The sequence below is a fragment of the Psychroflexus halocasei genome (assembly GCF_900107595.1).
Taxonomy (GTDB): Bacteria; Bacteroidota; Bacteroidia; order Flavobacteriales; family Flavobacteriaceae; genus Psychroflexus; species Psychroflexus halocasei.
The window spans coordinates 1-11,005 of the sequence record NZ_FNQF01000016.1 but is presented as its reverse complement, the minus strand read 5'-3'; the positions used below and the strand labels follow the sequence as shown (position 1 = coordinate 11,005).

11 protein-coding genes and 1 pseudogene are annotated in these 11,005 nt (G+C 31.0%); 11 read left to right on the top strand and 1 reads right to left on the bottom strand.

Annotated features, from left to right (window positions below):
* The 6 genes and pseudogenes from BLV84_RS12625 to BLV84_RS11895 form a co-directional block, all read left to right on the top strand.
* Positions 1 to 143 (top strand): annotated as a pseudogene (locus BLV84_RS12625) (cation transporter); the annotation flags it as partial.
* A 1,282-nt stretch (positions 144 to 1,425) separates the two neighbouring features.
* Positions 1,426 to 1,941, top strand: a complete 516-nt coding sequence (locus BLV84_RS11915) for a hypothetical protein (RefSeq protein WP_093245943.1) — start codon at positions 1,426 to 1,428, stop codon at positions 1,939 to 1,941.
* Positions 1,942 to 2,077: 136 nt separating this feature from the next.
* Positions 2,078 to 2,518, top strand: coding sequence for a DUF456 domain-containing protein (locus BLV84_RS11910; protein ID WP_093245940.1), 441 nt, complete (start codon positions 2,078 to 2,080; stop codon positions 2,516 to 2,518).
* A 148-nt stretch (positions 2,519 to 2,666) separates the two neighbouring features.
* Positions 2,667 to 3,341, top strand: a complete 675-nt coding sequence (locus BLV84_RS11905) for a hypothetical protein (RefSeq protein WP_093245937.1) — start codon at positions 2,667 to 2,669, stop codon at positions 3,339 to 3,341.
* Positions 3,342 to 4,180: 839 nt separating this feature from the next.
* Positions 4,181 to 4,666 carry a hypothetical protein gene (locus BLV84_RS11900; protein ID WP_093245935.1) on the top strand — a complete coding sequence of 162 codons (486 nt, stop codon included), beginning with the start codon at positions 4,181 to 4,183 and terminating at the stop codon, positions 4,664 to 4,666.
* A 163-nt stretch (positions 4,667 to 4,829) separates the two neighbouring features.
* Entirely contained in the window at positions 4,830 to 5,747 is a 918-nt protein-coding gene (locus tag BLV84_RS11895; RefSeq protein ID WP_093245931.1) for a hypothetical protein, read from the top strand.
* Between the two features lie 221 nt (positions 5,748 to 5,968).
* Here BLV84_RS11895 and BLV84_RS11890 read toward each other — a convergent pair whose 3' ends face one another.
* The gene (locus BLV84_RS11890) at positions 5,969 to 6,673 is read right to left on the bottom strand and encodes an NADPH-dependent F420 reductase (RefSeq protein WP_093245928.1); all 705 of its coding nucleotides are present in this window, start codon (positions 6,671 to 6,673) and stop codon (positions 5,969 to 5,971) included.
* Between the two features lie 120 nt (positions 6,674 to 6,793).
* Here BLV84_RS11890 and BLV84_RS11885 point away from each other — a divergent pair, with 120 nt between their 5' ends.
* From BLV84_RS11885 to BLV84_RS11865, 5 genes are all read left to right on the top strand, one after another.
* Positions 6,794 to 7,141, top strand: coding sequence for a winged helix-turn-helix transcriptional regulator (locus BLV84_RS11885; protein ID WP_093245925.1), 348 nt, complete (start codon positions 6,794 to 6,796; stop codon positions 7,139 to 7,141).
* A 214-nt stretch (positions 7,142 to 7,355) separates the two neighbouring features.
* Entirely contained in the window at positions 7,356 to 7,997 is a 642-nt protein-coding gene (locus tag BLV84_RS11880; protein ID WP_093245922.1) for a hypothetical protein, read from the top strand.
* A 185-nt stretch (positions 7,998 to 8,182) separates the two neighbouring features.
* Positions 8,183 to 8,800, top strand: a complete 618-nt coding sequence (locus BLV84_RS11875) for a toxin-antitoxin system YwqK family antitoxin (protein ID WP_093245919.1) — start codon at positions 8,183 to 8,185, stop codon at positions 8,798 to 8,800.
* Between the two features lie 358 nt (positions 8,801 to 9,158).
* A complete protein-coding gene (locus tag BLV84_RS11870) occupies positions 9,159 to 9,629 on the top strand; it encodes a hypothetical protein (RefSeq protein WP_093245916.1) in 471 nt (156 codons plus the stop codon).
* A 253-nt stretch (positions 9,630 to 9,882) separates the two neighbouring features.
* The gene (locus BLV84_RS11865) at positions 9,883 to 10,779 is read left to right on the top strand and encodes a restriction endonuclease (RefSeq protein ID WP_093245913.1); all 897 of its coding nucleotides are present in this window, start codon (positions 9,883 to 9,885) and stop codon (positions 10,777 to 10,779) included.
* The last annotated feature ends 226 nt before the right edge of the window (positions 10,780 to 11,005 follow it).

Here is an 11,005-nt window from a genome sequence, read left to right as displayed (position 1 = left end):
ACGTGATTATCAATTTGGGAGTAATTATTGCAGGAATTTTAGTGCATTATTTGAGTTCTAATAAACCTGATTTGATTATCGGAACAATTGTTTTTATATTGGTAATTCAAGGAGCGTTTAGGATTTTGAAATTAAGTAAGTGAATGAAAAAAGCACTACTTACAACAACGTGTATAATTAATGGCTGGTTCTCGCCTACTTACGAAAATCCTCTCGGATTTTCTATTCGGTTTTTATTTGCTAAATTAGGTGCTTAAACACGCCACTAATCATACACAAAACCGTTACAGCTAAGTTAAGTCGTTGATTTTTAAAATCCTCTACCCTATTTTAATATTCAAGTATTTTATGGAAAAAGTATCTGAATCGGAAAAATCACACTGAAAATATGACTAAATTCTGTCATTTGCCAAATCGAATTTGTACTAAGATTTAAGACAAGCTTGCCAAAAGGTTTGGAATTGAAAATCGCTACGGAGAAAATCAGAAAATCAGCTAAACGGATTTTTACCTGGAGAATAATAACGAGCTAAACGAAATCGGTTAATTTGAAAATCCATATGAAAATATGACTTAAGCTAGATCATCGAATTTAGGAATTAAAGAAATCAATCTTTTGAGAATATAAAACGATGAAAAGCCAAGCGCTCCGAAAAAAATTAGATTTTTTAGAGGATTTTAAGTTGAATTGAAATGTAGAACCTGAGTTAAATCGAAATAAAAACCTAGCTGTAACACTATGTATAAGTAATAGCGAAGTCTGTGTTGAAAAACGAAAATAAGTTATAAATTTATAGCTTAAGAAATGAGAAAAGTTCCGAGCTAAAATCTCGCTACTACTCATACACATAACCGTTAACTACAAGCTGATTCCAAATCAACATTTTTCTAAAATTTAAACATCAAACTACCAACTTTGGATTGATTACTCGGATGAATAATGCAAACTCAAAAGCATTACGGAGTAAACTCAACTTGACTAAATAACCAAGATAATTTAGATTTAAAAAATTAAAGAAAGTAAACCAACTTACAACTCACTCTACTCTGCTTGAATTATAACAACTAAGATAAATTGAGATTAAAAAGATTGATATTGTAAACCAAGATTGAAAAGCAAACGTTTATCATTGCGGCTGAACTACACACGGAAAAACCAATCTGTACTAATCTGGATTCACTAAACGGAGTAATACGCTTAAACTCTTGCGAGAATTTAAGTTCCAAAATGAATTTAAAGGAAAATATAAAAATTTGAACATTGCCTAAATAGAAAAAAGCCAGTAGTTAACAACGTGTATAATTAATTGCTTTTTTTAGATTACGTGCGAAAATTCCGCTGGAATTTTCTCGGGTTCGGTCAATTTTTGCTAAATTAGTTGCCAAACCACGCCACTAATCATACACAAAACCGTTGGCAACAATATGAAAATCAACGCAGATTCATACATAACAAATATTGTCGTTTACCGATTAAGTAATTACTCATTCGGAATTGGAATTTTATTGACATTATTCCTACTGACTTTTTATTGGACAGATAAAAACAATTCCGAAAATGGAACCATTTACCTGATATTAGTAATTCTAATATTTTTATCACTCATTGTTGGACGAATCGCACGAATTGTTTCGGGCGGATATTTTTGGCATCATATCAAAAATTACTTGAATATAAATCAAGACTCTATCGAATTAGAAAATGAACGATATGAATTCGACAAAATAAAATTGCTCAAATTCAACATAACGGATTATGAAAAACGAAAACCGTTTTTATATAATCATATTTTAAAAGACACACGGAATATGATAAAATTTGCGACAAATGAAAACATCATACAAGTCCATTTCAAACCCGAAAACAAGTCTGAAAATGAATATTTGACGGAATTAAAAAAAATGTGGAATGTTAAAAATACTGTTGCCAACAATGTATAACCGCAATTACGGCGGATTCGACTACGTCCGAATCCACTCGGAATTGCTAAAGCCTGTGCTAAACCGAAAATTAACGCATATTAACCCGTAACTGACGGTTATACGAGACCGTTGTAGCCAATTTAAAACCCAAATTATGAAAATAAATGACATTATAAATTATCTAACGGAATTTAGAAAAAATACTAAATCTATTAAAAATCAAAAGTATTCTGAAAAGTTTATCCGACTTTTAAATGAAATTGAAATAAAGGTAGTTGATCCTAATCAAATACAACGGATTGAAACAGAACTAAAATTGTTAGTTGAAAATTTTGAGATTGAAAAAGAAAATATTCAAGTAAAAAAAGAATTAAAAAAATTCATTCAATTTCTAAAATCTGAATTTAAGATAACAATACCATACTATTATACACAACTTGGAGCATTAGTGGGATTAATAGCAACTATATTTTTCGGATTTTTAAGTTTATTCATCGGACTTATAGCCGGAGCTGCAATTGGATTTTTCTTTGATGAAAGAGCAAAAAAAGAAGGCAGGAAACTGAACACCGAATTAAACGAATTTCTGTGCTAAAAAAACTGGCTACAACAATGTATAACCGCAATTACGGCGGATTCGACTACGTCCGAATCCACTCGGAATTGCTAAGGTCTGTGCTAAACCGAAAAATTTGGGTACTTTAACCCGTAACTGACGGTTATACGTAACCGTTACAGCACATATGACAAAAAAACTAACATTTGTTATAATCTCAATATTTCTGCTTTTAATTAGCTGTGATAAAAAGCAGACTGAATTGGAATTTGAAAAGTCTGTTGCGAACGAAATTTTTCCAGCATTACTTGATTCCGTATTCCACGATACAAGATTGTCGCCACCGCCACCACCGCCACCAAATTCTGAGTGGAATGATTCAACCGCAGTTAAATGGGACGAATCCAAATTGATAGCTGAATACGAAAAACGAAAAGCTGAATTAGAAAAGGACACAACCAAATTGGTAATTGCGATTGTGGACAGCACTTACCAAATAAATGAAAGAGCGAAAAAAGGGCTTATTGATTTTTATAAGGATTTCGCAATTGAATTGGACACCGCCAATATTGAACAATCGTATAAAATCAATTTATCGGAATTAAAACACGCTGAAAAGTTTAAACTTAAATATCGTTCGGAATTTCCATCGACAAGTAAAATTTGGAAAGGCAATTATGATTTCCATCTTGCTGGAATAACTGGATTTTCACGTATTCAGTTTGACCGAACAAAAAGTTATGGAGTTATGATAAGCGGATTTGGTTGTGGCAGTCTTTGTGGTTTTAGCGCTTTAGTATTTATTAGAAAAGAAAAAGAAAAATGGATTATTGACAAGATAATGGTAACAGGGATATCGTGAATAAAATACGTGCTGTAACAGCGTATATAGTTTATGGCGGATTTTGTGCCAAACCCAAAGTTTTTGTATTTTTAAAAACGTAAAACTTAACCGAGAAAAAAGTGCATTTTGCTCGCCACAAACCATATACACAAACCGTTAACTACAAGCTGATTCCAAATCAACATTTTTCTAAAATTTAAACATCAAACTAATAACTTTGGATTGATTACTCGGATGAATAATGCAACCTGAAAAGCATTACGGAGTAAACTCAACTTGACTAAATAACCAAGATAATTTAGATTTAAAAAATTAAAGAAAGTAAACCAACTTACAACTCACTCTACTCTGCTTGAATTAAAAGAAACTAAGATAATTTAAGATTAAAAAAGACTAATATAGAAACCAAATATCAACTCACTCTATTCTATTTGATAATTAAAACAACTAAGATAAATTGAGATTCAAAAGATTGATAAAGGAAAACAAGATTCAAAAGCAAACGTTTATCGTTACGGCTGAACTACACACAGGAAAACCAATCTGTACTAATCTGGATTCGCTAAACGGAGTAATACGCTTAAACTCTTGCGAGAATTTGAGTTCCAAAATGAATTCAAAGGAAAATTTAAATATTTTGAACGCTGCCTAAATAGAAAAAAGCCAGTAGTTAACAACGTGTATAATTAATTGCTTTGTTGAGCTTACGTGCGAAAATTCCGCTGGAATTTTCTCGGGTTTGGTCAATTTTTGCTAAATTAGTTGCCAAACCACGCAACTAATCATACACAAGACCGTTGTAGTGCATTTGAACGCAACCAATTGAATGTTAAAGCATCTTAATAGAAACCTGAATTATGAAAAAATTACTTACACTTTTTTTAATTGGAATTATATTCACAAGTTGTTCTAGTGACGATGACAACGGAATTGACTGTTCACTTTTTGACCCAGCATTTCCTGAATTGTATATTAGATTAGTTGATGAAACTGGAGCCAATTTAATTGAAAATGGAACAATCAACCCTGAAAATATAACTGTCGAAGGTGACTTTTCAAATCCAGACTTTCGATATATTCCGCCCAGTGAATATGACGATGAATATATAAGAAAGTATGACAATACTATTTATCTATTTATACCTAACGAATCAAATTTTGAGTACACAATTAATTTGGACGACTCGACATCAATCATTTTGAACTTGGAAGCAAGATTTGCTGAACTTCCTTGTGGAGTATCTTACTTTATACCAACTAAACTGACTTATAATAACGAAGACGTGGAATCGGAAAATGCAGAAACTGATGAACTGATATTCTTAGCGGAAATTGAAATATAAAAACGCACTACAACAATGGCTATAAGTAATTGCTTGTTCTCGCATACTTTGGAAATTCCTGCGGAATTTCCAACTCGGTGTGTACTTGCAAAGTTAATTGCTAACCCACGCAACTACTCATAGCCGAGACCGTTGCCAGCAATGCAAAAAAAACAGAACAACTATGAACATTTGGCGAATAAACTTAAAATCTTCATCAATAAACAATATCAATCCAAGACAATTTTGTTTGTTAAATAAAATTGTCGGAGTTGGATGGCGAATAAGCGAAGAAACAGAAAAAGCTATAGAATGGTCTGAATATAATAAAAGAGCTTCTGCAATGTATGGTGATAGAAGTTGGAAATCTGCATTGAATGCGATAAAGCATAAAATGAAAATTGACGACCTTATTTGGACACGCGACAAACAAAACAATTATTATTTAGGAAGAATTACAAGTGATTGGCAATATCAAAGTGAAATAGAAAACCTTGAGGCGGATATTGTGAATATTAGGAATTGTGACTGGGTTAAAATCGGAACAGTTGAATCGGTACCAGGTAAATTGGTTAATAGTTTCATACCTGCACGAACCCTTCAAAAAGTGAATGATAATGCTGTCAAGACCTATTCAAAATTTACATTCAATAGACTAAAAGAGAAAGAAGTTTATAAGTTAGACAATTTGAATACGGACGATATATTCTCGCTTCTATCATCAGACGACTGCGAAGACTTAATTGCTATGTATCTGCAAGTTGAAAAGGATTATTACTTAATTCCAAGTTCTTGCAAATCCAGTATGATGGGTTATGAATTTGAATTAAAACATAAAATATCTGGTCGAAGTGCTGTAGTTCAGGTAAAAAATGGTTTCGTAAATTTAAACGCTGATAGCTATGACAAACTTGATTGCGAAGTTTATTTATTCACGACAAAAGGAACTTATAATGGTACTGCAAAAGATAATATTCATTTTATAGCTCGCTCTGATATTGAAAATTTTATGAAAAAGTACGATAAAGTATTACCGAATAAAATACAGACGTGGAAAAAGCAACTTGAAAGCACAGCTGGCAACAACGTATATAGCTCATAGCTTGGTAGTTGCTTAACCGAAGTCAAGGCATATTTGGAAAGTCGCCAAATTTTTAAATTTGACAACTTTCCATTAAAAAAATAAGTAGTAAATTTAAAAAATTGGCTTGTGCTAAACCGAAAAAACATCGTTAATTTACACGCTACGAGCCATATACAAGACCGTTGTGCGTCATATAGACAAAAATCATCCAGAAATGGAACACATCCAAAAAAATAATTTTATCTATTCTCTAAATATTCTGTTTTTCCGTGTAATGCAGAAGCTGTTCTTCCTCCAAAATGCAAATCTTTAATTTCTGGTAAATCTGTCAGGGAAAAAGATAACCAAGGATTCTTATTCACGCGAACTAATATTCTTATTAAACTTCCCATTTGTTCCAATAAAACAGCTTGTTTGACTGTGCCACAATCAATAGTGGTAAATCCCAAATCACTTGATAAATCAGAGACTTCTGACTTTGCATCTAGAAAGTCTGAAGCGATAAAACAAGCTATATTGTAAGATTTTAAATCTTTGATTGAATACTCAAAAACTTCCTGCAAAATCGTATTGAACGCTTTGACAACTTTAGAATTCGGTAGTTGTTGTTGCAAAATTTCAGTTTTCGATATTTTTATCTCTTCTGCATCTAATTGGTCAGAAATATCCCAATTACCAGATTCAATAACAATTTTTCCATCTAGAACACTCAGATTATCCAACACTTTTTTAGGATGGATATCACGAGGGGAATAATAGATAATGTCACCAAAAGCCGCTGCCTGTTGATTTGTTCCAGATTTTGTTTGATTATCAAATTCCGATGCAAATTTAGCTTTAGACAAATCACGAGCACCAAAGAATACTTCATAACCTTTATTTGCAAGAGCCAAACCAATTACCCTACCCATATTTCCAGTTCCTACAATACCAATTTTTTTCATCTTTGTTTATTTAATTTATTTATAATTGGCAAAAATATGCAAGCAGTATATTATGTACAAGTATGTACTTTTTTGTAACTTACTTACCAAAAAGAATCTATTGTTGAAATACAGGATATTATGAGTTCAAATGTTGATAAAAAAAACGAAGAAAGTGATGTTTGTGCTGTAGATTTCGCATTCAGAAGAATAGGAGGGAAATATAAGGGAAGAATTTTATGGCATTTAAACAGGCACAATATTTTACGATATGGCGAATTGAAAAAGGAAATGAATAATATTACAACTAAAATGTTAACACAGACTTTGCGACAACTAGAACAAGACGAACTTATTAATCGCAAAGTTTATCACCAAGTACCTCCAAAAGTGGAATATTCATTGACAGAAATAGGATATGAACTTATTCCCTTCGTTCATTATCTTGAAAATTGGGGTAAAAAACAATTAGAAAATAAAAATCAATAATAAAAAATACGACGCACAACACCGTATATAATGAATAGCGGAGTTAGGTTCAATTCGTAAATTTTGGTATATTTGGTTTGTCGCCAATTTTTGTTTTAATCACTTTAGAACAAAAAAGATAAAACTCAAAAACGAAAATTGGCTTGTGCTTGGCGGAAAAATACTCGCTTGTTTGCCCGCTACTCATCATATACAAACACGTTGTAGCACATTTATGAAAATCACAATCCAATTCATATTAGTCCTAATTTTAAGTTCTTGTGCTTCAAAAAAAAGTATCGAAAGAATTAACATATCGGACTATGAATTTGAGAGTATAACGAAAGCTTTTGATGCTAAAAAGTTGAGTTATATCGGGCTTAAAAAAAATTGCGTTGGAGAAGACCGAATTAAAATGTCGAATGAAAAAGATTGCAAAAACTGTGTTGCAATAAATAACACATATATCTTTTGGACTGACGAAAATAAATCATACGTTCAAAAATTTGACAATTACAGTGAATTTAATATTATCGAAATTTTCGACTTTAAACCAACTGAGTTTTTAAAAAATAATACAACTGAATTACAAGCTGAAAGTGTAAAAAGATATCAAGTAGACAAAGGCACTTACAGGACTGTTTCTCATTCTTGCTTTCGGAACTATATCCTGAATGACGGAAAAATTAAATATGAAAAGAAATTCGACATATTCGATTTGACTGGAGAAAATGAAAATTTGAATTTTAAAACAAATAACAGTTTACAATTAATAAAATTGAATAATATATTAAACGAAATTATATCGGAATTAGAAAAAGAAAACCGATTTGAGAGGAATAAAAAAACGTGCTACAACACTGTATATAGCTCATAGCTTGGCAGTTGCTTAATTCAAAGTTAAGGCATATTTGGAAAGTCGCCAAATTTTTAAATTTGACAACTTTCCAATAAAAAATAAGTAGTAAATTTAAAATTTGGCTTGTTCTTAAACCGAAAAATATTCGCTAATTTAGAAGCTACGAGCCATATACAAAACCGTTGTAGCACATTTGAGAAACGATGAAATACTTAACTCTTTATTTAATCTTACTATTTACAATAATTTGTGAAGCGCAAATAAAAAAAAGTAATTTAACAGGTACTTGGGAATTAAAAAAAACTGAATCAAATGCAGAAATATCTGAAACTGATATTTTTGGAAATTCAAATAGAAAATCTGAAGAAAAAGGAAAAAAAGAAGCTGATATAATATTACAATTTGGAGAAAAGGAAAATTTGGATATTATACAATTTGGTAATAAATCACGAGTGAAATTTATTTTAAAAGATAGTATGTTAACCTTAGGACAGAGTGAATATAAAATCCTGAGTCTTACAAATACCGAATTAGTATTAACAAAACCTAATAATCTATTTTCTGCTAAAGATTTTTATATAAAAACTAACAAAAAAATTGAACCTGTAAAAAAAGTCGAATTAATTGAAAAAAAGTATGAAAACGGTCAATTAAAACTCAAAGGAACACTTCGCAATGGAATTGAAAGTGGAACTTGGACTGAATGGCATGAAAATGGTCAGAAAAAAAGCGAAAAAAGTTTTTCGAATGGAATCCCTTTAGGAACTTGGAAAGAATGGGATAAAAATGGAAAGTTGACTAAAGAGAAAAAATGGAATTAAAACGTGCTACAACACTGTATATAGCTCATAGCTTGGCAGTTACTAAATCCAAAGTTTAGGCGTGTTTGGAAAGTCGCCAAATTTTTAAATTTGACAACTTTCCACTAAAAAAAGATAAGTAGTAAAATTTAAAATTTGGCTTGTTCTTAAACCGAAAAATAATCGTTAATTTAGACGCTACGAGCCATATACAAGACCGTTGTGGTGCATTTAAAAAAAACGTGACAACCGATAAATTTTGCGATAACCGAAACAGAATACCTTTTTTAATATCTTTACTTTATTTGATAATTGAGAAAATTTTGAAACAACACAAATTAATATTAGTTCCTTAATTGGAAAAATACATCTATAGATAATGATTAAAGAGATACTAAATACTGATGAAATCAATTATTCCTCAAATCTAAATGGAGATAATTTAAGACAAAAGATTGCAGATATTTTTGAGCAAAGTAACTTAAGCTTTGTTGGAAAATTCACAAGTCAAAATGAGTTTTCAGCTTATGATAAATGGACTTATATAACTTGGTATGTACCAAATTTTAAAAGAAAAACAGCTTATTTGACTGGGAAAATCATAGAATCAGGGAAAGGCACATTATTAAATCTAAACATTAAACCAAATCCCGTCATATCTATTTTTCCTATTCTTACTATATTAATTGGAACAATTTTCACAATAGTAGCAAACTCAAATAATGGAAACTTAACTTTTGGACTAATTTTAATTGCGGTTGGAATTTTATTTTATCTCTTGGGAATGTTTTTGAATAATAGATTACGAAAAAATTTTAAAAAATATTTGGATTTACAAAAAGTTAAATAGACAACTGAAAAAACAATACGCGGAATAAAAACGCACCACAACACCGTATATAGCTCATAGCTAATTAGTTGCTTAATCGATGTTAAGGCATATTTGCGAGTCCGCCAAATTTTTTAATTTGGCTTATTGAGAAAAAAGATAATAAGAAAATTAAAAAATTCGGCTCGTGCTTAACCGAAAAGTTATCGCTAATTTGCACGCTACGAGCCATATACAAAACCGTTGGGCTTAATTAAAAAAAACGAATAAATAAATGGAATTACCTAAATATCACGAAACCTTCATGCCGATTTTGGAAACATTAAGTTCTAATGAAACTATAAGCAGTAGAGAATTAGCAACAAGAGTTCGTGACAAATATTATTCGAATTTACCAAAAGAGCTTTTAGATAAAAAAACAAGTACTGGAGCCAATACACTAATTGACAGAATTCTTTGGGGAAAATCTTATCTGAAAATGGGAAAATTTGTTTTCTATCCAAAAAGAGGAATGGTACAAATTGGAGAAAAAGGAAAACATGCATTGAAAAGTGGACAAATGTTATTGTCGGACTTACAGAACGACCCAGATTTTATACAACATCGTGCATCTGCCAAAAGCAAAAAGAAAAATGATACAGAATTAGAAACTATAGATGTTGACAACGCATCACCTCAAGACCTAATTGACACAGGATTTGAAACAATAGAAACTGAAGTTAAAACAGAACTTCTTGATAAGCTTAAAGAAATTGACCCTTATTACTTTGAAAAAGTAATTTTGATTTTACTTAAAAAAATGGGCTACGGAGATTTTATAGAAACTTCAAAATCAGGAGATGGCGGAATAGATGGAATCATAAACGAAGATAAGCTTGGACTAGAAAAAATTTATACTCAAGCAAAAAGATACAATGAAAATAAAGTGCGTGAAAAGGATATTAGAAATTTCATTGGAGCAATGAGTGGAGACACTTCGAAAGGCGTATTCATAACGACATCTACTTTTGATGATTCAGCAATTAAAAAAGCAAGAGAGGCTCATCATTCGATTATCTTAATTGATGGTTTGAAATTAGTCGACTTAATGCATCAATACAATGTTGGAATTCAAGTAAAAACAATATATGAAGTAAAAGAAATTGACAACGATTTCTTCGAAGGAGATTAAAATAACTAAGCCCAACACCGTGTATATTTAATGGCTAGTTCTCGCCTACTTACGAAAATCCTCGCGGATTTTCTATTCGGTTTTTATTTACTAAATTAGGTGCTTAAACACGCCACTAATCATACACAAACACGTTACAGCTAAGTTAAGTCGTTGATTTTTAAAATCCTCTCTCCTATCTTAATATTCTGGTGTTATATGAAAATATAATACCTGAATCGGAAAA

Coding starts and splice junctions, on each gene's coding strand:
- BLV84_RS11880 (WP_093245922.1), top strand. CDS start 7,356: ATGAAAATCACAATCCAATTCATATTAGTCCTAATTTTAAGTTCTTGT.
- BLV84_RS11900 (WP_093245935.1), top strand. CDS start 4,181: ATGAAAAAATTACTTACACTTTTTTTAATTGGAATTATATTCACAAGT.
- BLV84_RS11905 (WP_093245937.1), top strand. CDS start 2,667: ATGACAAAAAAACTAACATTTGTTATAATCTCAATATTTCTGCTTTTA.
- BLV84_RS11895 (WP_093245931.1), top strand. CDS start 4,830: ATGAACATTTGGCGAATAAACTTAAAATCTTCATCAATAAACAATATC.
- BLV84_RS11885 (WP_093245925.1), top strand. CDS start 6,794: ATGAGTTCAAATGTTGATAAAAAAAACGAAGAAAGTGATGTTTGTGCT.
- BLV84_RS11915 (WP_093245943.1), top strand. CDS start 1,426: ATGAAAATCAACGCAGATTCATACATAACAAATATTGTCGTTTACCGA.
- BLV84_RS11865 (WP_093245913.1), top strand. CDS start 9,883: ATGGAATTACCTAAATATCACGAAACCTTCATGCCGATTTTGGAAACA.
- BLV84_RS11875 (WP_093245919.1), top strand. CDS start 8,183: ATGAAATACTTAACTCTTTATTTAATCTTACTATTTACAATAATTTGT.
- BLV84_RS11910 (WP_093245940.1), top strand. CDS start 2,078: ATGAAAATAAATGACATTATAAATTATCTAACGGAATTTAGAAAAAAT.
- BLV84_RS11890 (WP_093245928.1), bottom strand. CDS start 6,673: ATGAAAAAAATTGGTATTGTAGGAACTGGAAATATGGGTAGGGTAATT.
- BLV84_RS11870 (WP_093245916.1), top strand. CDS start 9,159: ATGATTAAAGAGATACTAAATACTGATGAAATCAATTATTCCTCAAAT.